Below are 22283 nucleotides of genomic sequence, written 5' to 3'. Positions count from 1 at the left end.
ATGGATTACAAAAAAGAAGCAGCATCGATCCTAGAGGCGATTGGTGGGAAAGAAAACGTTGCGGCAGCCGCGCACTGTGCGACTCGCCTTCGACTCGTATTGAACGATGAGTCAAAGGTCGATGAGAAAGCACTCGAACAACTTGATGTGGTTAAGGGAACATTCTCTACAGGCGGACAATATCAAATCATCATCGGACAAGGTACGGTCAACAAGGTCTATGCGGAATTTTCACAATTGACTGGCCTTGGAGACATGTCGACGACAGACGTGAAGTCAGCCGGAGCGAAAAAAATGAACCCGCTCCAACAGTTCGTCAAAATGTTATCGGATATCTTCGTTCCAATCATCCCGGCCATCGTCGCCGGCGGTCTCTTGATGGGAATCAACAACTTATTGACGGCACCGGATTTGTTCTTTGATGGACGTTCGTTGATTGACCAGTATCCAGGCATGGCCGACCTCGCAGCGATGATCAATACGTTCGCAAACGCCGCCTTCGTCTTCCTTCCTGTACTCATAGGGTTCTCCGCAGCCAAACGGTTCGGTGGTAACCCGTACCTAGGTGCAGCGCTCGGGATGATCATGGTCCACCCGGACTTGATCAATGCATACGCTCAGGCAAGTGTTGAAGAGATTCCGGTTTGGAACATTTTCGGACTCGAGATTGAGAAGTTAGGATACCAAGGACAAGTCTTACCAGTCCTCGTCTCGACGTATATTTTATCGAAGCTTGAAATTAACATTCGGAAGTTTATGCCGGCGTCACTAGATATCTTGCTTACGCCATTGCTCTCACTCCTCTTCACAGCGTTCATCACGTTCGCTTTCGTCGGACCGATCACTCGTGAAGCAGGGAACTTGATCATTGATGGGTTGGTATGGACGTACGATTCACTCGGGTTCGTCGGTGGCTTGATCATGGGTCTTCTCTACGCTCCAATCGTTATCACGGGGATGCACCATAGCTTCATCGCAATTGAGACACAACTTCTCGCCGATATCGCTGAAACAGGTGGATCGTTCATCTTCCCGATTGCTGCGATGTCAAACGTTGCACAAGGGGCTGCTACCCTTGCCGTCTTCTTCTTGACTGCTGATAAGAAGATGAAAGGTGTCGCCTCAGCATCAGGAATCTCTGCATTACTTGGAATCACAGAGCCTGCCATGTTCGGCGTCAACTTAAAACTTCGTTATCCATTCATCGCAGCCATCGTTGGTTCAGCCGTTGCGTCTGCATTCATCGTTGGAAACGACGTATTGGCAGTAGCGCTCGGTGCTGCCGGATTACCAGGTATTATTTCAATCGCACCGGGTTCGATCATCTCGTATATCATTGGTATGGCGATCGCATTCGCCGTGACATTCGGATTGACATTCATCCTTGCGAAACGACAAGCAAAAAAAGAAGCGGTCAAACAAGCCGCGTAACGAAAAAGGAAGTGACACTATGAATTGGACGAAGGCCGAACGTTATCGTTCACTCCGTGACGTGAGCGCCCTCGAAATGGAGGTGCTCCGTGCAAAGACGGCCGCATCCCCGTGGCGGTTTGGGTACCACATCCAGCCGCCGACGGGCCTCCTCAATGACCCGAACGGCTTCGCATATTACGATGGAGAGTACCATCTATTCTATCAATGGTTCCCGCTCGGGCCAGTTCACGGTCTCAAACATTGGTATCATGTCAGTTCGAAAAATCTCGTCCATTGGACCGACCGCGGGGTGGCGTTAGTCCCTGAAACGAAGGAGGATTCCCACGGTGCCTATTCTGGAAGTGGGTTCGTCGTAAACGACACCCTTCACGTCATGTATACCGGGAATCATCGTACGGACGATTGGACGCGTCACGCCTCGCAAATTATCGGTGTCTTACGTGACGGGATGGTCGAGCGGCGCAACGTGGCCATCCCGGATATTCCGGCCGGTTACACGGAACATTTCCGCGATCCGAAAGTATGGGAAGAAGATGGATCATATTATGCGATTGTCGGTGCACAGCGAACGGATGAGACAGGATGTGTCGTCTTATATCGTTCGACCGACTTGAATGATTGGACGTTTTTAGGTGAAGTGAAGACGGAGCTCGAGCAGTTCGGTTACATGTGGGAATGTCCTGACGTGTTTGAACTGAATGGAAGGCATGTCCTCATTTTTTCTCCGCAAGGGATTGAGCCTGAAGGTCATCGCTATCACAACATCTATCAATCTGGATACGTCACAGGCACTCTTGATTTAGAGACGCTCGTCTTCACGCACGAGTCGTTTGAAGAGCTCGACTTCGGTTTCGACTTTTACGCCCCGCAATCGACGGAGCATGACGGTCGTCGCATTCTAGTCGGTTGGATGGGCCTACCGGAGATCGAATATCCGACAGACCGCTACGGTTGGGCCCATGCGTTGACGCTCCCTCGAGAACTCTCGCTTGAAGATGGCGTATTAAAACAACGACCAATCTCTGAAATGAAGCAACTCCGATCTAATCAGTTCGTAAACGAATCAGGGACACGGCTTGACGTGATCTCACCCGAACGTTTTGAATTGGAACTGTCGACAGCTGGAGAAGACTTCAAACTTGAACTAGTGAAGACAGAAGATGAGTCGCTCGTGATTCGGTACGAGAAAGATACAAACGAATTGACCATCGATCGGACAAACGCGGGTGAACCGTTCGCGACGGAGTTTGGGACGATCCGGACAAAAGTGATTGAGGTCACGTCCCTTCATCTGTATGTCGACTCGTCGAGTGTCGAATGTTTCGTCAATGACGGTGACGCTGTGGCAACCCTTCGCGTCTTCCCAAGTGATGGTGAGAAACGAGTCCGCTACGTCGGAGACGAGGCAAGTTTAGTCGGTTGGAAATATGAATGAATGTAAAAGCTGAGCGTTTGCTCGGCTTTTTAATTTTTCCAAATGTTGAAACCGTTTCGATTGGATCTACGTATAGATGAAGAGAAGAGAGAGGTGAGAGAATGAATAAAATGATGAAGTGGGTTGATGCGATTCGAACGATTACCGCACCATTTGGAGATCCGATTGAAGAAATTGAGAATGAAGAAGTTGAATGCGTGATGGTGGCGGAGTCGACGGTGCGTGGAATAATGAATCCAGAAGTGAAGTTAGAGTTTCATGAATTGAGCCAGGTGCGGGTGTTCGCGGAAATGCTACGTAGTTCAGAAGAAATCGAAGACGTCGAAATTGAAGTGGCACCCGATTTTGATCTCTTGCTGCAATTTAAAGGTGGCGAGCATGAACGATATCAGCTGTGGCTCGGTCAACCGTACCGTCCGAGTGTCATCACGCATCTTGAGCGAACGGACGTTGTCTGGCGACTACCGGAACATTCGACGAATCAATTGATTGATGCCCTCGGGTTAGATAAGTAAAAAAGCACCTCTTTTTGAGATGCTTACGAGTTGAATCGGATAAACCGTTCGATTTGTCGCTCTGATTTTCTTGCTTGTCGTCCGACCCAAATCAAGTGACCGGGACTGTTCAGAATCGTAAGCTGCGCATGTGGGATCAAGCGCTTCGCGTAATGGGCATGTCGAACAGGAACTGCTTTGTCGTTTTTCGAGTGAATGATATAGGTTGGGCACGACACACCGAGTAACACCTCACTCGAGACACGTTGTTTCAAATCGAACTGTGCGCCAAGTCCAAACGCCATCTGATTCGCGACGCGTTTCAGGAGGAAAATATCATAAGGAGACACCTCTTCTCGAATCGTCTCGAGTGCCAACACGCTTGTCGATTGAATCATACGGGCCGTCGCTTCGAATGGATGTTTATGAATGGCACGAGCAATAAACTGTTTCATGATGTATTGAAGTGCGATAAATGCGGGTTGGACGACATTTCGGCTGACCGTGTCCCGATACGGGAAATCAACGACACTCGTCACGGCGGCAGCGAGGGTCAAACTAAGGACACACTGATTCTGTGAAGCGAGCTCAATCGCGGTCGGTCCTCCGGCAGAGATGCCATAGACATGATATCGATCAATATCTAGCATTTGCATCAAGTGAGAGAGTCGGGATGCAAACAATTGAGGAGATGCTGAAAAAGAGTATGGTGTTTCTCCATATCCGGGTCTAGATGGGACAATGACCCGGAAACCGGATAAAACGAGTTGGTCCACATGGTATGGTTCTAGACTCGAGGATTGGGTCCCATGGATCAGTACGATGACGGGACCGTGACCGCGGTCTATATATTCGATTTTTGAGCCGTCGACGTGTGCATAATATTTCAACTTAGATGGCGCCTCCTTAAACGTTTTGTAATGGAAAATACCTTTATTTCGTGGAAATAAAATGATAATGTCTGTTTATACATAATTTAGATAGAGAAACGAAAGGGGATAGAACCGTGAATAACCGAGAGCGGTTACTTGAAGTTCGACGTTTCTTCGAACGTTACACGGACGAAGCGAATCCAAAGACACTAGAAGATTTGCTCGAGTACTTGTCAACGATAGGAGATACTTCTAAGTTAGCAAAAAAATCGGTGAAAGACGATATCCAGGCACTGAATAATTCGGGGTTTGAAGTGCAGGATGAATTGGAGAAGAATGGTCTCGCTAAAAAGTATTGGCATTCGGCCCGCTTATTTGAGATTCATGAACTCCGGATGATGGTCGATGCGATTGTCGCAGCGAAATTTATCTCGGAAGACGTGACCGAGGAAATTGTAGAGAAACTTCAAATGCTGACGAGTATCCCTGAAGCGAAGACGCTACAATCGATCATCAAGACGCCGAAGAAAAAACACGGACACATTCCTTACCATATCGATCGTATCCAACGGGCCATTCATGAACGAAAAGCTATCTCGTTCCAATATACAGACGTCGTCGGATTTGATGTGACGAAACGAACGTTCCCGCTCCGCCGTGACGGAGAGCGATACGTCGTTAATCCCATCGATTTGCATTGGAATCACGAGCAGTACTACTTGATTGGGATCGACGAATCAATCGGAGAGGTGCGGAACTACCGGGTTGACCGCATCGTCAATTCGGAGATTGTGGAAGATGGCACCATTCGTCCGAAGCATCATTTACCTGATGATTACTATCAAAAATCATTCAATATGTATAACGGATCTGATGAACAAATCGTTTTGTCCGTCGACGAACGCGTTCTCCCGGTCATCTTTGACAAGTTAGGGGAAGACGTTTCTGTTTCTGAACATGGAGAACGATTCCTCATCCGCTTCGATGCGGCCGTTTCTGACGGATTTATTTACTGGTTGCTATCTTTGGGTTCACAAGTAGAAGTGGTTGAACCACTCACGCTTCGTGATCATATGAAAGCAACGATTGAGAAGATGGCAATTACTTATGAACATACAAGCATTCATTCCGCCATCGAGTAAGCAGATGTGCTATACTGCTTGCGACACTAGATGAAGGGGGACAGGCGGATGTTGAATTGGATGCCATTGATCATTCCGATTGTCGCTGTCATTTTCGTAACGATCGTCGCAAGACGCGCCATGAAAATGGATAAAGAGAACTAATAGGAAGAGACATCGTCCAGGATTGGGAGATGTCTCTTTCGCTATGGAGGTAGAACGTGGATACGATTACACATACGTTATTCGGTTTGACGTTATATGGTGCAGCCGATAAACGTGATTTACAACAACATGAAAAACGAGCCTTATTCGTCACGACACTCGTCGGGAGCCAAATCCCTGACAGTGATGTAATTTCACGGCTATGGGACACGGAAGGCATGTATCAGATGTGGCATCGCGGCATCACTCACTCGATCTTCCTCGTTCCGCTCTTTGCACTGCTCATCTACATACTGGTTCGCCTTCTCTTTCGAGTGACGGACATCCGCTATTTTTGGTGGGCATTATTGTCAGTCTTCGTACACAATACATCCGATTTGTTCAATGCATGGGGGACAGGGTATTTCGAACCGATCTCGGACGTGAGGATCACATTCGGTGTGATCCCGATTGTCGATTTTGTCTATTGGGGAATCTTCTTGGTCGCCTGGCTCGTCGCACGTAAACAAGAAGTCCGTTATAAGACGTATCGGTATGCGTGGGCTGCCCTCGTTCTTTATGTCGCGCTTCAAAGTGCGCAGGGCGCCTATTTATATCAGTCTTATTCAAAGGAATATGACGAAGTGGCGCTCTCGGCTTCATTTATCCCGACTCAGTTCACGGTCATTACGAAGACTGACGAGGACGTATCGCTCTTTCAAGATTCGATATATCAAGAAGCGACCTTGCAATACGAATTGACGAGTGCCGAAAAGGCGAGTCTTGAACCATTGTTTGAAGCGAATCATGAGGCGCGCACATTGACCAAATGGTCGCCGTTCGTCGTCATCGTAGCAAACGAAGAACGGCTCGGCGTCTTTGACCCGCGGTTTTATGATGGCGAATCCTCATTTTTATATGAATACATCGAAAGGTAGGATAACGGATGGGACGTATACGTTATCTCTTTATCTTCGCTTACGAACAGGCACTTAGTTGTATCTTTCCGGTCGCCATCTTCGGAGCGCTTGCCGTCACAAAGTTTGTAGAGTTACCACTCCCACGATATGACGTTTTACTCATCTGGTGTTTGTTCGTTCAAGTCGTCCTTGTGAAGACGGGGCTCGAGACGATGGAAGAAGTGAAGGTCATCAGCTGGTTCCATGTCATCGGTCTTGGACTTGAATTATTCAAGGTGCAGATGGGGTCATGGAGTTATCCGGATGAGGCGTTCACAAAAGTGTGGGGCGTCCCGCTCTATGCCGGATTTATGTATGCGAGCGTTGGTAGTTACGTCGTCCAGGCATGGCGTCGTCTCGATTTACGATTTACGAAGATGCCGCACCCAATCATCGCCTTCGGACTTGGCATCGCCATTTACTTCAACTTTTTTTGGCACCATGTTTGGTTAGACCTACGGTGGCTGTTGATCGCATTCATCTTTTTGGCGTTCGGTCGCTCGGTTGTCTCGTATAAACTCGACGATCGACGATTTGAGATGCCGGTCGTCCTGTCATTCTTCTTGATTGCCTGCTTTATCTGGCTTGCTGAAAATATTGTCACGTTCTACAACGGCTGGGCGTATCCGGACCAATTGAACGGTTGGGCCATCGTTGATTTAGGAAAACTGTCGTCCTGGTTCCTACTCGTCATCATCAGTATCCTCCTTGTCGCTTGGCAAAAGCGAAAATTGGAGTATGAATTACCTTAAACTCGACATGTGTCGAGTTTTTTTGTGAGGGGACACGAATCCTTTTTTGAAGAAAGTCGTATTGTAAAACGAGGTGATTCGGTTGTTGGAAATTGTACTTACTTGGTTGATTGGATTATTGTGTCTAGGATCTCTTGTCATCTATTGGAGAGAGTGGCGAAAGACTCGGAATCGAGTCAAACTAGGACAAGCTTGTCTCGCAATGTTTTGTTCGTTTCTTGTACTTGGAATGGCAGGCATGGAAACGTACGACCGCATGACGACGAATCACATCGTCGAGACGGGAGAATGTTATGTCGTCGATGACCGATCATCGAAGGGTTCATCGAACGTGACGCTATGGTTCGGAGAGCGGTCATACGGCTTCAAGGAAATTCCGGACGTTGCATATGGTCCAGGATATGTGTTTACGTGTCGCGCAATAATGACAAAGCAGATGCAATCAGGAATCGATTATGAGTTGCGATCACTTGACGGTGAGCTATTATATTCAACTCGTTCAGATGATTGATTGCGTGAAACTCAAAAACAAAACGTGTTCAAAGCTAATTTTATAGCTTCGAACACGTTTTACTATGATTGACTCCTGTACGTATGCCATAAAAGCAACATCATGACGATAAAACCCAGTCCTCCGACTAAATTGGTTATGAACAAGATGTGCTGAGACGATAAGAGACGGAGTATGGCCTGCCATATCAAAGACAGTGAAATTACGACAAAAATGAAAACACCAAATGGATTAGCGAGAATCGCAATAAGTTTATGATTCATTGTCATTCACTAAATGACCGGAATTTCTTGAACGCCATACCAATCATTTCGATTCCTTCATCTTGTTTCGTTTTCTCTCTAAAAAGATCGGAAGGATATTCAAAAAGATTGCCGCAACCGTCAAGAACCATAGCGCACGCGACATACCGGGTACGACATCTGTTATGGCACCCCAGTCCTTAGCTTCGACCCACATGTTGAGCAAGCTATATTCGGCGCATAACGTGAGAGCAACTAATGATAGGGCAATCGCCATCGGCAGCTTATAGTCCTTCTCCATCATAAATACGGTCAAATTGATGAGCGTCGCCCCGATCGCCGCCAATCCAAAAATAATCCACATCCTTTAACCCCCTAAATATTTCTATCTATACATTGTATCATACAAATTAACCCAGATAAATTTCAGAAAATTGTTTCTATTTACATAATAATTATGCTAGAATCAGTGGAAAGTGTCTTTGGATATTATTCCCTTTAGAAAATGAACAATCAACCGGACATCCTTTCACACTTTTGATTGAGAGATTTGCATTCAAAAGGAGATCGAACTATGACGTATTTTGCTCGGAAATCAGTTCATCTGATAATCGCATTTTTCATCTTGATTGCGATTAGTGCGCTACCGTCGCTCGTCGTTCAGACGGATTTTAATCTGACGAATTATTGGAACGGCATTCAACAACAGATGGACCAATTACAGAAACTAGAGGACATTACATATTACAACATCACCGCGCAACGTTACTTGCCACTCTTGCCGGCACTTGGACCGCTCGTCAAAGAATCGGTCATCATTTTTACCACGGCACTCGCGGTATCGACCTCGCTAGGATTAATGTATGCGTACCTCTACTATCGGAGCGGGAGACGCGTTCGTACCGTTTTACACCAAACGAGTCAGACGCTCGAGATGGTACCAGATTTGTTCTGGTTAATTTTTTCTCAATTTCTTGCGATTACAATCCATAAGTCGACAGGGTTCGATCGCATTGAAGTTGCCGGAGGATTCGCAGAATATATACGGTTTCTCCCAATCGTCACATTGACGCTGACGACATTATTCTTCTTTATCAAATGGTTGACGATTCATATTCATGAACAAGAAGCCATTCCGTATCTCGAACTCGCGCAAGCGAAAGGGATTCGACCGAGTGGACTGGTTTGGAAACACTTATTACCGAATATCATCTATCGGTTTTACCTCTTTTTCCGTTCGAACATCATTACCATCTTATCGACACTTTTGATTGTCGAATACTTATTTAACGTTCAAGGGTTATTTCGATTCGCCGTCTACAACCCGCAGATGGAGATATTACTGGTTATCTTATTCGTCATCTATATCCCGATTTTTCTGTTGGATTTACTGATTGAATGGATTATTCCGAATGCATGGAAAGGAGGGATTTGATGCGCCGAGTATTAATACGTGACCCGATTTTCATCTTCTGCTTTGTTATCGTAGCGGGGCTATTGTTGATGAGTTTTGGAAATACCGTGTTTCGTGATGGGAATGTTGATCAAACCCTCATGCTCTACTCTGATGAAGGGAGACTCATTGGAATACCACCATTAGAACCGTCAAAATATCAATGGCTCGGAACGGACAATGCTGGATATGATTTATTCCAAATGCTCGTGGAAGGATTTAAGTGGACCGTTAGCATCTGTGCGCTCGTCGCATTCGGACGGATGGTCATCGGTCTATTGATTGGCATCCCTCTTGCTTTCAGGGGAGCTCGCTTAAATCAATTCTTTAAAACGTTATTGGACGGCTTTTTGATTCTGCCGATTTCATTGATCGCATTGATGATGTTAGTAGGAACACTGACCTTTTTTGATTCGACACAAGTGCCTCCATTATTTGATCGAGTAAAGATTGAACTAATCGTCTTAGTCGTTCTCGGATTACCTGCCGTCACGTTATATCTCATCACGGAGATTCGACAATTGCTTCAACAAGAGTTCATGATCGTGGCTCAGACGCTTGGTGGAAGTGTCTGGCACCGTGTGAGATTGCACCTTTTCCCGCATCTCGTCCCAACCCTCGTGATCGTCTTCATGCAACAGTTTGTCCAAACGCTCATGTTGCTCATTCATCTCTCGCTGTTTGGGATTTTCTTCGGAGGAACGGTCATGTTACATGAAGGGATCATGCCGACCGTCTATGAATGGTCTTCGATGTTCGGGTATTATTTCAGACAGTTCACTGCGATGACGTGGATGACGAATCATCTATTTCTCGTCCCGGCCATGTCACTTGCTGCGCTTATCTTTATTTTCAATTTGTTGACGAGCCGTCTCGAGCGAGCATTTAAGCTCAGACGTCAGGAACCGGTGGTGACCGAGGCAAGTCTAGCACAATCGGAAGCGGCAGCTGCTTCCCTTTCGAATCCGTTCACCCTTGTTGATTCGACTGTGTCATTAAGGAAGGAACCGGATGATATCGTATGATATGATCCGGTTTTTCTATGTCGAATGGACTGAACGGTCTTGTTTGAGGGAACGTGTATAACAGATTGAGGTGACAATTCATGAATGGAGTGAATCGATATGAAAGCTGCGATTTGTACCACGTATGGGCCACCGGAAGTACTCGTCATTCAAGAAGTGCATCAACCGAAGCCGAAAAGTAATGAGATCCTGATTCAAGTCCATGCATCGGCCGTCCACTCGGGAGACCGACGCCTCCGCGCACTAGACGTTCCAGCATTAGGAAAACTACCGATGCGATTAGTTGTTGGGTTTAAGGCTCCACGTCAACCGATTCTCGGTGTCGTGTTGGCAGGTACCGTCGTAGAAACAGGCAACAGTGTGAAAAACTTTCAGGTCGGAGAAAACGTCTATGCCCTTACTGGGATGCGTTTTGGTGGTTATGCGGAGTTTGCATGCGTGAACGAATCGAAATGTGTGTTTCAGATGCCCGCGCATGCCAGCTTTATCGAGGCAGCGGCGCTACCATTTGGTGGGACGACTGCACTACATTTTTTACGGAAGGCACGTATCGAGCGAGCGACGAACGTTCTCATTTATGGTGGAGCGGGTGCTGTCGGTTCGACTGCCGTACAGATTGCGAAGCATTACGGCGTGCATGTCACAGCAGTTTGCCACGAGCGAAACGTTGAACTTGTGAAGCGACTTGGGGCTGATGTGGTCGTCGATTACACGAAAGAGGGGTACGATCTTGAATTAAATACGTATGATGTGGTCTTTGATGCCTCAGGGAAAATCGATAAACGATTAGCGAAAGCCCATGTGAGCGATAACGGGGCCTTCAGTTCTGTCGCGGGGCAAGGACCAGCCAGTGAACGTAAAGAGGATTTGATATTTTTGAACGAATTGTTTGAGTCAGGAGCATTGCAACCCGTCATTGATACGGTATATCCACTCGATAAGATTGTCGAAGCGCACCGATATGTGGACCAAGGGAAAAAGGTTGGAAATGTGATGGTGAGCATCAATGCAGAATAAATTAAATGATAGTATAAAGAGAAGTATCAAATTCTTGCTTTATCGTGGGGTTTGGTCGACAACCTCACTTACATATGAATGGATTTACCAACTAGACAAATCATGAGAGGGGGCGAATAGTCATGAATATATTGATTGGGCAACCGGAGATAGAGCGAAATCTCGAGCAACTGAAGCGAGAGATTGAGTCGAACCCGACGGTGGACTTGATTCTCTATCCAGAGGGATATTGTACATATACAGAATTAGATGGGCTAAGTGACTTAGCTATCCAATTCAACACATCGATTGTTTTAGGGTATCGAGATGACACGAATAAAGATCGGGTCCTCATCATAAACAAGCAAGGTGACACGTTGTTAACGCGACGGAAAACTCCAGAGAATGAGCTCTTGTTCATGCAATCAAGTGTCACGGATGGAGCGGAAGAATACGGTTATTTACTTTGCTGGGAGATTTTTATGGGGTGTGAAGGCTTGAAAACGCATGAGCATCTGTCGATCATATTTAATCCAATCGGAGTCGGGATGTTTAGTGAGGAACAATTCATGGAGTGGACGGAAGAAGCGAGAAAGATTGCGATGGAACGTAAAGCGATGATTATCGGAACGAGTCACGCAGATGGATCGTATCGAAATTGTGGAATCTCGCTTCCGATCGCATACTGCTTTGATGAAAAGGGGGAAGAGGTGTTTCTATCGAAAAATGATACGAGGACGCGAGTGTTAGAGACTGATTCAAGGGTTACAATATTCGTCTAATAAACTGTGACATCCTTAAATAAAAATGAATTATATATAGCGATTTTTTATTTCGCATACTGTATTTTAAACAATAATTTGAAAATATAAGGAGGCTTTTATAAGAATCACAGAAGTTACACTCTACACGAACCGACTTGACGAAATGAAACGTTTCTATACGGAACGAGTTGGATTATCAGTCAGTGAAGAAGGCCTGACCAGTTTTCGAATCAATCTAGGTGAAGATGCGTTGGTATTTCAAGAGGCTAAAACGGAGCAAGAGCGACAATACCATTTCGCGATCAATATTCAGGCTAACCGGTTCAAACAAGCGAAGGAATGGATCATGTCACGTGTCCCGCTTTTGACCGAGGAAGGGGAGGATGAAATCTATTTCGAAGGGATCGATGCATCATCGCTTTATTTTTACGACGCGGACGAGAATGTCATCGAGTTGATTGCTCGACATTCGATTAATCCGGAAAGTAACATCGAATCTTTTTCGTCAAATGAGTTTCTTGGAATCGGCGAGATGAGTTTGACGGTAGAAGACCCGTCTCTCGTCGCACAGGAGCTTGAAACAATTGGAGTAAGACGGAGAGATGGAAACTCAATTGACCCTCGTCATTTGAACTTCATAGGTCCTCCAAATCACAATACTTACATTCTCCTCGTACCTCGAGGGCGTGTATGGCTCTTCTCACCAAAACTGTCGATTCCGAGGCCGATTCAGATGGTACTTGATCAACAATATATCGTCGAAATGGATGAGAAACACGAATTTCATATTCACTCCATCAAAAAATGAGTTCACGAATGAACTCATTTTTTAGTCTTTAGATTCTATATACCGATGAATTTCCTCTAATCGTATGACTGCGTTCTCTAAGTTCACTTCAAACGATTTGTCTGAGCATTCAACTGTGAGCGAATCTCCGCTCTGACGTGAATACTCTAGGAGTAGTGGTCTGATTCGTTCATGTACAATTTGTGCATTTTCGATTGACGTTTGAGGGAAAATCATAGCGAATGTGTCTTGCGCAACTCGATATTTCTTGTCTGTTCGTCGAGTCGCTTCGTGAAGTTCATCACTAAAGTAGTTCAAGAACCATTCATACTCGGATGAACCATACCGTTTTTCAAAATCATCAAGAATCGGTAATGTGATGAATGACACCACGAACGTTTCCCCGTGGCGAATCAACCGATTCCGTTCAGCCTCTATATCCATCAAAAACCGATCTCGGTTATCAAAACCAGTCTCTGGGTCGACCGCAATCAACTGACTGACTCTCGCTTCCGCAACCTTTAGTGCAAACTGGGCATGAAACAGCTTGACTTGGAGCCAGTAAGACAACCCCGTCAAAATCGCTAATAGTAATAAAATGTATAGTTGCGCAGTAGCGGCAGTCTTATACACAGGCATCGTGATTAAAAAGTAAGCAGCGAATCCTAACAGAATGAGTACACCAGACCCGCGATAAATGAGCAACGTTGAAAGATAAAGAATCGGAATACAGATCATCCACCAAACAGGTAGATGATTCATGATCAGCAGAGAGGAAAATAGAATACTACATGCCAACGATACAACGATGAGTGCGATTAGTTGTATGGACATCGTTGTCCAATGTCTCATAGATATCCTCCTCTTAAAAGAAATAAATTGCAATGATAACACTATTATCCATTTTCCGAAATAGTGATTGTTCAAACCGATTTGAACACTTGATTCATTATAAGTGATTCACTCTATTTTAAAAGGCTTATTTTTGAAAAGACGTGAATGTTTGCGAACACTTCTTTAGAAAAAGAAGTACGAATGATTGGTATATAATGGAAAAAGAGGTGGTAGCATGAATCGAAAACATATATTGCTCGTCGGAGGGACGGGGATGTTGGCAGGACTCGCATCTTATTTGGCAATCGAACATAATGTCACGGTCATTGGGCGAAATAAAGAAAAAATGGCGAGCGTCGTACAAAGAAATCCTGAAAGGTGTCATCCGCTGATTGTTGATTATTGCGATGAGGAACTACTTTCAAACGCACTACAGCGAGCAGTGCAAAAAAACGGTCCATTTGATCGAGTCATCGCGTGGGTGCACCGAGGCTCAGGGAAAGCGATGCAACTCATTTTGAATCATTCGGAAACTGCAGAGGTGATACATATTTTAGGTAGCCGGGCGAATCCGGAATATGAGAAGAGGTGTCTATGTTTCAATGAACAACAAACGTATCGACAAGTCCAATTAGGTGAAATGCATGAGTTGGCATCTGTCCGTTGGTTGACACACGACGAGATTGTGAAAGGTGTTCACGATGCCATTCAGAATCAAGACGACTATCGATTGATTGGGACACGAAAGGATGACGTAGATGTTCACTCGAGAAATGATTAGTGAATGGATGGGGATGTACCACGAATTTCATTTTCAGATTAGGATGAAGGGATTCATCAGTTCAAAAGATATTCATACATACACGTCATATGTAGTTAGGAGGGTCAAAAATTGACCAGACACTATTCAACGGGAGAGGTCGCGAGAAAACTGAACGTGTCTGTGCGTACGCTTCGATACTATGACCAAATCAATTTGGTCACCCCCTCGTATACGAACGATGTACAGAAACGATTTTATAGTGACGACGAAATGTTTCGCCTTCAAAAAATCATGCTTTTAAAATCGATGGCCGTGCCGCTTGATGAGATTCGGAGAATCTTAGATGAGCAATCACTTACAAGCATCTTGTCCGCACATCTGTCCTCGTTAGAAGGAAAGATAGAGGAATTGAAGCAGGCGCAGAACCATACGGTCACACTCCTTCAATCCATGAAGCTTGAAAATGAAAAAATCGATTGGACGAAACTACAAACTATTCAAGCTAAATCAAATGACCGGGGACAATGGACGGACTATTTTACGGAAGAAGAGTCTGATTCATTGAAAGCAAGTTTACCTAAATTAGAAGACGGTGAGCATGATACGAAAAAGTGGATCAACTTGATTCGGAGAATTGAAATTTTATTGGAACGTGGGGTCGCCCCTTCCTCAAAAGAAGCTCAAATTCTTAAAGAAGATTTGACATGGTTAACAGACGAGACATTTGGACAAGATCAACAATTGATTGAATCATTTTGGATGATTCGAAAATCAACTGATGCATCGAATGAATTAGGACTGTATCCAATCGATGCATCGATTCTTGCCTATATTGATTCACTATATCAAGACTGATTCCCTCACGCCAATGCAGTCAATAGAACGGCTAGCCCATTAAAGGTTCCATGGATGAGCATGCTGGAATATATAGAGTTGGTCCGTTCATATACCCAAGCGAATACTAGTCCCGATACAAAATTGACGAGTAACGTGTTTGTCGTTGGTAAATGAGCGAGAGTGAATATTCCAGCACTTATTATCATCCCGATCCAAACCCCAAATCGTTCTTGAAAGAAGCGGTATAAGAACCCACGATAAAAGATTTCTTCATAGATTGGTGATATGATGGCCGCCGATCCAAACGCAATTAGAATGGAGATAATCGACAAGTCACTTTGCAAACTCTCTGTTTTTGTATTCGACGTACCGATGCCGAAATATGATTGGACTACGACGATGATGATACTGAGTACAATTAACACAATTGTCCATAGAAAAATCATCCCCGACTCTTTCCATGAGATTCGGCGAAGTCCTAACGTTTCCAGCGATAGGGTTTGAGGACGTATTGCGACGATATAGAGGACGGTCATAAATATTATGGCTAATAACAGGCCGATACTTGTTCCTGAATAAAGGGTGTTCCCCCATGCCCGCTCTAAAAAGTTGTGTAAGTGTCGCTCGATGAGTAGAGGCGTCACTCCGAATAGAAGAACCATCGTAATTGCAAACTGATTCCATGTCCAAATGGGAGTTGTTTTCTTTTGCATTTGATTCAACATCGTATTTCCTCCTTATGTGGTTGTAGCCCCATCATATCGGGTGACGTAACGTCACCTGCAAGCAGAAAAATGAAAAGGGGGAAATAAGACTATGAAACAGTGGATTGGATCAGCTGCTTTATGCATCAACGAAGAAAAAAAGTCTTGTTCGTAAAGAATCGTGACGTACAACAATGGAGTTTACCATCAGGCGGTCTAGAAGAAGGAGAAACGCCGGAACAATGTTGCCAGCGTGAAGTGTTCGAAGAAACGGGCTATCGCATTTCGATTAATCAAAGATTACATATCAAACGAGCCATCATCTCAAGTTATCAAGTCGAAACGCACTATTTTTTGGCAACGTGTAAGGAGCGGTTGGCTACCGCAACTATCGACTCGGACATCGATAAAGTCGATTGGTGGTCGAACCATGAAATAGAGCGATTGGAACTTGCATTTCCAGAGGATTTTGAGCTGATTAAACAGTGGAGTGTAAGATGAAAAATCATCGAAGCGATTCATCGAATCGAACAAGCCGGTCGCATAAAAACGACCGGCTCATGACTTAAGACACTTCTTCGATTTGATTGTGATTGAAATACTCCCGTTTCGAACGGTCGCGCATGACATGTATGGTGTAACAACCAACAAGAAAGAAGATAATCGAGAATGCGAGATAGACCGGGCGAATCCCAATCATTTCGGCAAGGAGTCCAATCCCAAATGTGAGTAGGATGACGAGTAGCGACTCTGCCACATTGATAGCGCCAGAGAACCTACCCATGATTTCGACCGGGACATGGTGTTGATAGAATGATAAGAATCCTGTATTTGCAAAGGCAAGCGCGAATGTCAGGACAAAAAATCCGATGGAAGCCATTGTGAACGAGGATGAACTTGCGAATAGGAGATAGCCGACTGGTGTCATGATCGCCCCGAATCCGATACAAAACGATAAGGACAAGCGGTGACTCCATCTTGAATTGATGAGTGATCCAAAGATGATCCCAATCCCAGCGATACTGACGAGAAACCCATATCGGCTCTCAGACAAGTGAAGAACTTGGGTCGCGAATGACGCCTCCAAGGAATCGAGCCCAGACATGAAGATGGTCATGACACAGAACAATCCATAGATGAGCGTCACGTATTTGGCATTTGATGCAAATCGTACGACCATTTTCCAATCCTCGATAATGAAACTTACAGAGAATGGTTCAATCGACGCTTCTGTTCGATGATGAGACGGAAGGCGCGACAACATACTGACCGAGACGATGAGTGCGAACGCATTCACGAAAATCGCAAATGTTGGGCTCCCGACTAGAAAGAGCAGTCCTGCAATCGTCGGACCTAGAATAAACCCGGATGACTGTACAAAGTTCTTCATCGCATTGAACTTTTGTCGGTTCGAGGCAGGTACGAGTTGCGTCATGTAGACCAGACTCGATGATTCGAATAACGAGCTCATCACATTGAGAAGAAAGACGATCCCGTAGATGAGCCACAGTGAATCAATCCAGCCTAAGCTGAATACGAGGAACGCACGCAGACCATCCAGTAACATCATCAGTCGTCTCGTATCGACCCGGTCAATCAGGCTACCTGACCAAAGATTCGAGACGAGCGAGGCGAGCGGGACTAATACATAGAGAATCGAGACGGCGAAAGGGGATTTAGTCATCTCTAAGATAATCAAGTTGAGCGCAATGAAGTATATCCAGGCACCAAGGTTTGAGATTCCGACACTAACGAGCAGTAGCGCAGAGGTTTTTCGAAACGAATTCAAGTCAATCACTCCTTCTATTTTTGATCACTTTCGGAACGCAAAAAAATCCCACCCCCAAGAACGAATTCTTGGGGACGAGATTCTCATCGTGGTGCCACCCCTGTTCGTCCGCACGTCACCGCACGAACCTTATTCGGTACTGCCGAATGAATCGGACTATACCTCAACTCTATAACGGGAGTTCCCGTCGCCACATCCCTCGGGGTGAGTTCCATAGCGCTGCTCAGAGGCTTGTTTCGATCAACGTTCTTTACTCCTTTTCACCAAACGGAGCTCTCTACGAAAGATTCATTGATGTACTGTTCTCTTCATCGCGTTTGTAAGATCATTTTTAAAAGGATAGCACATTATGAAAAAATTGGAAACAACAATTCATCGTATAAAAACAAAAGTTTTCCTGCATGAATGAAAAATCAAAGAGATTTAGGATAATTAAAATTTAAAGGAAGATATTAAGCTTCGTGATATTGCCAATGAAGAATTTGAACAAGAATTAGAAGAACAGGAAGCGCTAAAAATTCCTCAGTTCTTCATCATGGCTACATACAACAGAACTAAAGTGGCTGATTATGCAAGGCAATATGTAACCAAAACCAATCCCAACTATAAACGTTATAATTTAAACTGTACTAATTTTGTTTCACATGCGATTCACGCTGGTGGAAAAGCGGAAGTAAAACCATCGCCTGTAAAAAATGGTATGCTTGAAACGACCACGTATTGGTTTAATGACAACTACATGGATTGCACAGGGTCTAATAGTTGCTATATGCGAGATAAGACATCTACCTCATGGGTAAGAGTGACGGATTTCTACTCGTATTGGACAAAGAAAGGCATGAGCGCCACAACTAGTACTAACAAAACACCATCATTAGTAATGCAAACGTTGGAGATGTCATTCAATTTAAAAGTAAAAATGGATGGTTTCACTCGGTTGTCGTAAATAGAAAAGCTAATGGAACTGTATATATTTCTTCTAATACAGCCAATTATTATAACCAAGACTTCAAAAACCGAGGCAATGATCCCCTTAGTTTTAGAGTAATTAAAATTAAATAAAGTCTTATAAGGACTTTGATAATTTGAGGAGACTATATGAACTATAAAAAGATCACCTACACTATTTTATCTATTGTTTCGATCTTAGCAATCTGGATCATTTTATCTATAAATCAACCTCCTAAATGGATCGGGAATTCTAAACAATGGGAAGCAGAATATAATAGAGAGTCGAATGCTCCAAAAGGTGACTGGACAGGTTACGTGTACTGGCTTGGTGAAAACGATGCTACATTAGTTGGGGTTGAACTCACTAAAGACGGTGAGCTGATCCATGAGCTTGAGAATACCAGCGAACACCTGACGGGGGAAAAGAATTCCACCATCTTCATTCACACTTGGGAACCAATGTTTAAAAGTGAGGATGAAAAAGTGGAATTGACTATTCAGTGGGAAGATAAAGAAGGGAACCATGAAGATACGATTGTTCTGAACCCTAAAAATCGGTATTTTGTCTTCCCTAGTTTTATTTAATAGACGGTTTGTCAAATTAAGCGCAACACTTCCTCGGTAAAGGCCTCGTGTGCGGTTTTCCAGTTCAGGCATTTTCTCAGCCGCCCGTTGATCTTGGTGAGCGCATCCGCGAGTGCGTCGTGCGCCACCTGCGCGAAGTCTGTTCCTTTCGGGAAGAACTCGCGCAGGAGCCCGTTGGCGTTCTCGTTGCTCCCCCGTTGCCACGATGCGTACGGGTCGGCGAAATACATCGGCACGCCGAGCGACGCCTGGATGCGTTCGTGACCGCTGAACTCTTTGCCACGGTCCGTCGTCGCCGTCTCGAACGTGCCGTCCGGGAGGGCGACGTGCACCGCATGGATCGCCCCCTCCATCGAGGCCGCGGTGCGGTCCGCGATCGGCAGGGCGAGATAGAACCGGCTCTTCCGCTCGATGAACGTCGCGACGCACGCCTTCGATTTCCCTCGTCCGGAGACGACGGTGTCGAGCTCCCAGTGCCCGAACGTCCGGCGCCCCCTGACCTCTGGCGGCCGTTTCGAGATGGGGAGTCCGATGTTGATGCGCCCGCGCGTCTCGGTCGGCTTTTGACGTTTCCCCTTCTGGCGGAGCACGGTCAGGGGCACGTCGATCCGTCCCGCGTAGATCCATCGGTAGATGGTGGAGAAGGCAATTTTCTCTGTGTAGAGACGGCCGACGATCTGTTCCGGGGACCAGGTCGCACGCAGCTTCTCGACGATCGTCCGGCGCATCGTGTCATCGAGTTTCGTTTTGGCGCCGCAGTTGGTCTTCGTCTTCTCGTAGCGTTTCTGGGCACGTTCAGCCACGTAGTCTGGGTTCCGTCTGATCTCCCGCGAGACGGTCGAGGGCTGTCGCCCGAGCCGTCTCGCGATGGACCGGATGGACATCCCGAGCTCCAGATAGGTCTCTATTTTCACGCGTTCCGTTGTGGTAAGATGGGTGTAGCTCATGCGATTTCCTCCGTTTGAATGTGTGTTGTGGTGACTTCATTCTACACGAGGAGAGCGTCATGGGCTTTTTTGTGTTCACGTTTGGGTGTCGCACTTAATTTTATAATTCATCTATAATATAGAAAGCTAACGAAGAATCGAGGTGCAGTGTTGATCGACTATAAAGAGATAAAAGAGACGAACCAAGTACTTGCGACTTTTCATAAAATTGATTCCAATCAGTTAGATGGCTTCATATCGAAACATTCGATATTGATCGGGAGATATGATGAATACGTCACAAAGAGTTACATTGACGTACAGCGACACAGCGATTGTGAAGAAGCAAATCAAAGACAACATCATGTTCAAACCGTAATAAAACCTGCACTCAATGAGCTGAAAAGACATGTTTCACGAATTATATTACAGTCTATTAAGGATGAGGATCACGTGACGCGCCTAATGCGAAATCGGATGAATCTTTATCATGAAGAGAATGTTGATTTATTGATCGAAGAGGATCAACTTATACAGAAGTATTTGCAAATAATCGGTCAATTGACTGACCCGACAGATCATTCTAAGTCGATTGCGGAACTTCATGGAGACCTATACGATGCTGACGAATCCATCCGAAAACAGGCTTTTACGCTCATTTATAAAGCGTATGTCTCAACAGAAGCTGACATCACTGAATGCTTGAGAAGTCTTATTCAAAATCGGGAACATCAGGCACAACGATTAAACGCTAAGAGTTATCGTGAACTAGCCTTTATGAAGCTAGGTCGTCTGGATTATGATGCCGAGGATTGTATACGATTTGCGAATCAAGTGAGTAGACATTTTGAGCCACTTCGCCGCTCGTTCCAGCAACTACAGACAAAGGAATTGAAGAAATCGAAACTTTCGCCATGGGATTCATTCATTTCTCCCTTTTCGAATCATCACGATTTATCCGTTTCGTTGCATGACTTAATCAGTGGAACGGAACGAATCTTGAATGAAATCGATCCCTACTTTGAAAAGCTTTTTAGGGACATCTGTGCGAAGGGCCATCTCGATTTAACGCCTCGACCGAATAAAGCGGAAGGTGGATTTTGTGAATCTTTACCCGACTCAAGGTCATCTTTCATTTTTATGAACCGATTCGGTGGATTTGATGACTACATTGTGTTAATACATGAAATGGGTCACGCCATCCACCATGATCTCTCACAGCAACACCTATTTTTCGAAGCGCAGACCATTTCGTTTGAAGTCGGTGAATTCGCAGCCATGTCCCTAGAGCTATTTTCGATGGACCAATGGACAAAAATCTTTTCAGATGAACGAGCTTTCATTCAAGTTAAACTAGAACAGTTTCGATTAATCATCGAATTTTTACCAAGTGTTTTCATCGTGGACCAATTTCAACATAATCTATATGATTTAGAAAAGAACGTGGACACATTTGATGAAATATTCAAATGCTTAGTCGATCAATATGAGACTGATTTGATTGATTGGAGCGATGTGAGTGATTTGAAAGGAAAAGAGTGGCTGCGCGTGATTCATCTTTTTGAAACACCTTTCTATTACATAGAATATGCGCTTGCTCAGATTGCTGCACTTCGCATGTATATGCAGTATAGGCAACATCCAGTGGACACTCTGAACAAATATAAGAATGCATTAGCTTTAGGTGGTACTGCTTCGATTCCTGATACTTATCGAGTAGCAGGCGTATCCTTGTTTCCATCTGAGGAAGAATTAGTCGAGTTGACTGATTTCTTAAATGCTGAAATTCAACATTTGGCGATGCAATTGGGTAGAATTGATTAATCTAAGTACCTATTAAATATAGATTAACTCAACAAGCATTTCACGGAATGGGTAGGCTACAACCCGGCTCGATTTCGTGAG

At 45.0% G+C, this 22283-nt stretch carries 24 protein-coding genes and 1 other annotated feature; of the genes, 18 read left to right on the top strand and 6 right to left on the bottom strand.

Translation table 11 applies throughout. The features are described 5' to 3' along the window. The 3 genes from KNO61_RS04210 to KNO61_RS04200 all read left to right on the top strand — a co-directional run bounded on the left by KNO61_RS04210 (window position 1) and on the right by KNO61_RS04200 (window position 3384). Window positions 1–1431 (top strand): sucrose-specific PTS transporter subunit IIBC, encoded by a 1431-nt coding sequence (locus KNO61_RS04210; protein ID WP_078146864.1) that lies wholly within the window; start codon window positions 1–3, stop codon window positions 1429–1431. A 19-nt stretch (window positions 1432–1450) separates the two neighbouring features. Next, window positions 1451–2869: a glycoside hydrolase family 32 protein gene (locus KNO61_RS04205; RefSeq protein WP_214813222.1), complete on the top strand. Its 1419-nt coding sequence runs from the start codon at window positions 1451–1453 to the stop codon at window positions 2867–2869. A gap of 101 nt (window positions 2870–2970) precedes the next feature. Then, complete coding sequence (locus tag KNO61_RS04200) at window positions 2971–3384, top strand: YhfM domain-containing protein (protein ID WP_214872661.1); 414 nt, start codon at window positions 2971–2973, stop codon at window positions 3382–3384. Window positions 3385–3407: 23 nt separating this feature from the next. On the opposite strand, the gene KNO61_RS04195 is transcribed toward KNO61_RS04200, so the two are convergent. After that, window positions 3408–4253, bottom strand: coding sequence for an alpha/beta fold hydrolase (locus KNO61_RS04195; protein WP_078146867.1), 846 nt, complete (start codon window positions 4251–4253; stop codon window positions 3408–3410). A 116-nt stretch (window positions 4254–4369) separates the two neighbouring features. On the opposite strand from KNO61_RS04195, the gene KNO61_RS04190 reads away from it, so the two are divergent. The 4 genes from KNO61_RS04190 to KNO61_RS04175 all read left to right on the top strand — a co-directional run bounded on the left by KNO61_RS04190 (window position 4370) and on the right by KNO61_RS04175 (window position 7722). Then, window positions 4370–5377, top strand: coding sequence for a helix-turn-helix transcriptional regulator (locus KNO61_RS04190; RefSeq protein WP_214684342.1), 1008 nt, complete (start codon window positions 4370–4372; stop codon window positions 5375–5377). Window positions 5378–5577: 200 nt separating this feature from the next. Next, window positions 5578–6438 (top strand): metal-dependent hydrolase, encoded by an 861-nt coding sequence (locus tag KNO61_RS04185; RefSeq protein ID WP_074037061.1) that lies wholly within the window; start codon window positions 5578–5580, stop codon window positions 6436–6438. Between the two features lie 8 nt (window positions 6439–6446). Beyond that, the gene (locus KNO61_RS04180; protein ID WP_074037060.1) at window positions 6447–7211 is read left to right on the top strand and encodes a DUF817 domain-containing protein; all 765 of its coding nucleotides are present in this window, start codon (window positions 6447–6449) and stop codon (window positions 7209–7211) included. 85 nt (window positions 7212–7296) lie between these two features. Then, window positions 7297–7722, top strand: a complete 426-nt coding sequence (locus KNO61_RS04175) for a hypothetical protein (protein WP_074037059.1) — start codon at window positions 7297–7299, stop codon at window positions 7720–7722. A 306-nt stretch (window positions 7723–8028) separates the two neighbouring features. Here KNO61_RS04175 and KNO61_RS04170 read toward each other — a convergent pair whose 3' ends face one another. Next, complete coding sequence (locus KNO61_RS04170; RefSeq protein ID WP_214684341.1) at window positions 8029–8328, bottom strand: hypothetical protein; 300 nt, start codon at window positions 8326–8328, stop codon at window positions 8029–8031. Between the two features lie 210 nt (window positions 8329–8538). On the opposite strand from KNO61_RS04170, the gene KNO61_RS04165 reads away from it, so the two are divergent. From KNO61_RS04165 to KNO61_RS04145, 5 genes are all read left to right on the top strand, one after another. Continuing rightward, window positions 8539–9399, top strand: coding sequence for an ABC transporter permease subunit (locus KNO61_RS04165; RefSeq protein ID WP_214731413.1), 861 nt, complete (start codon window positions 8539–8541; stop codon window positions 9397–9399). Then, window positions 9399–10442 (top strand): ABC transporter permease, encoded by a 1044-nt coding sequence (locus tag KNO61_RS04160; protein ID WP_214731415.1) that lies wholly within the window; start codon window positions 9399–9401, stop codon window positions 10440–10442. The genes KNO61_RS04165 and KNO61_RS04160 overlap by 1 nt, the downstream gene beginning before the upstream one ends. Before the next feature lie 99 nt (window positions 10443–10541). Further along, window positions 10542–11459 carry an NAD(P)-dependent alcohol dehydrogenase gene (locus KNO61_RS04155; RefSeq protein WP_214731417.1) on the top strand — a complete coding sequence of 306 codons (918 nt, stop codon included), beginning with the start codon at window positions 10542–10544 and terminating at the stop codon, window positions 11457–11459. 122 nt (window positions 11460–11581) lie between these two features. Next, the gene (locus KNO61_RS04150) at window positions 11582–12220 is read left to right on the top strand and encodes a hypothetical protein (RefSeq protein ID WP_214757039.1); all 639 of its coding nucleotides are present in this window, start codon (window positions 11582–11584) and stop codon (window positions 12218–12220) included. A 232-nt stretch (window positions 12221–12452) separates the two neighbouring features. Continuing rightward, window positions 12453–13010 carry a glyoxalase gene (locus tag KNO61_RS04145; protein WP_214688772.1) on the top strand — a complete coding sequence of 186 codons (558 nt, stop codon included), beginning with the start codon at window positions 12453–12455 and terminating at the stop codon, window positions 13008–13010. Window positions 13011–13031: 21 nt separating this feature from the next. Here KNO61_RS04145 and KNO61_RS04140 read toward each other — a convergent pair whose 3' ends face one another. After that, entirely contained in the window at window positions 13032–13841 is an 810-nt protein-coding gene (locus tag KNO61_RS04140) for a diguanylate cyclase domain-containing protein (protein ID WP_214684330.1), read from the bottom strand. 217 nt (window positions 13842–14058) lie between these two features. On the opposite strand from KNO61_RS04140, the gene KNO61_RS04135 reads away from it, so the two are divergent. Beyond that, window positions 14059–14604: a Rossmann-fold NAD(P)-binding domain-containing protein gene (locus KNO61_RS04135; RefSeq protein ID WP_214872660.1), complete on the top strand. Its 546-nt coding sequence runs from the start codon at window positions 14059–14061 to the stop codon at window positions 14602–14604. 111 nt (window positions 14605–14715) lie between these two features. Then, the gene (locus tag KNO61_RS04130; RefSeq protein WP_214688769.1) at window positions 14716–15441 is read left to right on the top strand and encodes a MerR family transcriptional regulator; all 726 of its coding nucleotides are present in this window, start codon (window positions 14716–14718) and stop codon (window positions 15439–15441) included. Between the two features lie 5 nt (window positions 15442–15446). Here KNO61_RS04130 and KNO61_RS04125 read toward each other — a convergent pair whose 3' ends face one another. Further along, entirely contained in the window at window positions 15447–16148 is a 702-nt protein-coding gene (locus tag KNO61_RS04125) for a CPBP family intramembrane glutamic endopeptidase (RefSeq protein WP_214731422.1), read from the bottom strand. A 120-nt stretch (window positions 16149–16268) separates the two neighbouring features. Between KNO61_RS04125 and KNO61_RS04120 the strand changes: the two genes are divergently transcribed. Next, on the top strand, window positions 16269–16628 hold the full coding sequence (locus tag KNO61_RS04120) for an NUDIX domain-containing protein (protein ID WP_214688767.1): 360 nt from the start codon (window positions 16269–16271) through the stop codon (window positions 16626–16628). Window positions 16629–16692: 64 nt separating this feature from the next. Here KNO61_RS04120 and KNO61_RS04115 read toward each other — a convergent pair whose 3' ends face one another. Then, on the bottom strand, window positions 16693–17925 hold the full coding sequence (locus KNO61_RS04115) for an MFS transporter (protein WP_338032482.1): 1233 nt from the start codon (window positions 17923–17925) through the stop codon (window positions 16693–16695). A 58-nt stretch (window positions 17926–17983) separates the two neighbouring features. Continuing rightward, window positions 17984–18237: a binding site (T-box leader), on the bottom strand. 214 nt (window positions 18238–18451) lie between these two features. Here KNO61_RS04115 and KNO61_RS17470 point away from each other — a divergent pair. Beyond that, window positions 18452–18862, top strand: a complete 411-nt coding sequence (locus KNO61_RS17470; protein ID WP_353047662.1) for an amidase domain-containing protein — start codon at window positions 18452–18454, stop codon at window positions 18860–18862. Between the two features lie 152 nt (window positions 18863–19014). Then, on the top strand, window positions 19015–19452 hold the full coding sequence (locus tag KNO61_RS04105; RefSeq protein ID WP_214872659.1) for a hypothetical protein: 438 nt from the start codon (window positions 19015–19017) through the stop codon (window positions 19450–19452). Between the two features lie 11 nt (window positions 19453–19463). Here KNO61_RS04105 and KNO61_RS04100 read toward each other — a convergent pair whose 3' ends face one another. Next, window positions 19464–20399: an IS30 family transposase gene (locus tag KNO61_RS04100; RefSeq protein WP_214872657.1), complete on the bottom strand. Its 936-nt coding sequence runs from the start codon at window positions 20397–20399 to the stop codon at window positions 19464–19466. A 150-nt stretch (window positions 20400–20549) separates the two neighbouring features. Here KNO61_RS04100 and KNO61_RS04095 point away from each other — a divergent pair, with 150 nt between their 5' ends. Further along, a complete protein-coding gene (locus KNO61_RS04095) occupies window positions 20550–22202 on the top strand; it encodes a M3 family metallopeptidase (protein ID WP_214872656.1) in 1653 nt (550 codons plus the stop codon). Window positions 22203–22283 lie beyond the last annotated feature (81 nt).

This window comes from Exiguobacterium sp. s140, from assembly GCF_018617035.1.
Classification (GTDB): domain Bacteria; phylum Bacillota; class Bacilli; order Exiguobacteriales; family Exiguobacteriaceae; genus Exiguobacterium; species Exiguobacterium profundum.
Note: the sequence above shows the minus strand (reverse complement) of the source record. Positions and strands in the feature narration are given on the sequence as shown.

Coding starts and splice junctions, on each gene's coding strand:
- KNO61_RS04155 (WP_214731417.1), top strand. CDS start 10,542: ATGAAAGCTGCGATTTGTACCACGTATGGGCCACCGGAAGTACTCGTC.
- KNO61_RS04180 (WP_074037060.1), top strand. CDS start 6,447: ATGGGACGTATACGTTATCTCTTTATCTTCGCTTACGAACAGGCACTT.
- KNO61_RS04125 (WP_214731422.1), bottom strand. CDS start 16,148: ATGTTGAATCAAATGCAAAAGAAAACAACTCCCATTTGGACATGGAAT.
- KNO61_RS04140 (WP_214684330.1), bottom strand. CDS start 13,841: ATGAGACATTGGACAACGATGTCCATACAACTAATCGCACTCATCGTT.
- KNO61_RS04210 (WP_078146864.1), top strand. CDS start 1: ATGGATTACAAAAAAGAAGCAGCATCGATCCTAGAGGCGATTGGTGGG.
- KNO61_RS04200 (WP_214872661.1), top strand. CDS start 2,971: ATGAATAAAATGATGAAGTGGGTTGATGCGATTCGAACGATTACCGCA.
- KNO61_RS17470 (WP_353047662.1), top strand. CDS start 18,452: ATGGCTACATACAACAGAACTAAAGTGGCTGATTATGCAAGGCAATAT.
- KNO61_RS04100 (WP_214872657.1), bottom strand. CDS start 20,399: ATGAGCTACACCCATCTTACCACAACGGAACGCGTGAAAATAGAGACC.
- KNO61_RS04150 (WP_214757039.1), top strand. CDS start 11,582: ATGAATATATTGATTGGGCAACCGGAGATAGAGCGAAATCTCGAGCAA.
- KNO61_RS04170 (WP_214684341.1), bottom strand. CDS start 8,328: ATGTGGATTATTTTTGGATTGGCGGCGATCGGGGCGACGCTCATCAAT.
- KNO61_RS04105 (WP_214872659.1), top strand. CDS start 19,015: ATGAACTATAAAAAGATCACCTACACTATTTTATCTATTGTTTCGATC.
- KNO61_RS04135 (WP_214872660.1), top strand. CDS start 14,059: ATGAATCGAAAACATATATTGCTCGTCGGAGGGACGGGGATGTTGGCA.
- KNO61_RS04120 (WP_214688767.1), top strand. CDS start 16,269: ATGCATCAACGAAGAAAAAAAGTCTTGTTCGTAAAGAATCGTGACGTA.
- KNO61_RS04165 (WP_214731413.1), top strand. CDS start 8,539: ATGACGTATTTTGCTCGGAAATCAGTTCATCTGATAATCGCATTTTTC.
- KNO61_RS04205 (WP_214813222.1), top strand. CDS start 1,451: ATGAATTGGACGAAGGCCGAACGTTATCGTTCACTCCGTGACGTGAGC.
- KNO61_RS04160 (WP_214731415.1), top strand. CDS start 9,399: ATGCGCCGAGTATTAATACGTGACCCGATTTTCATCTTCTGCTTTGTT.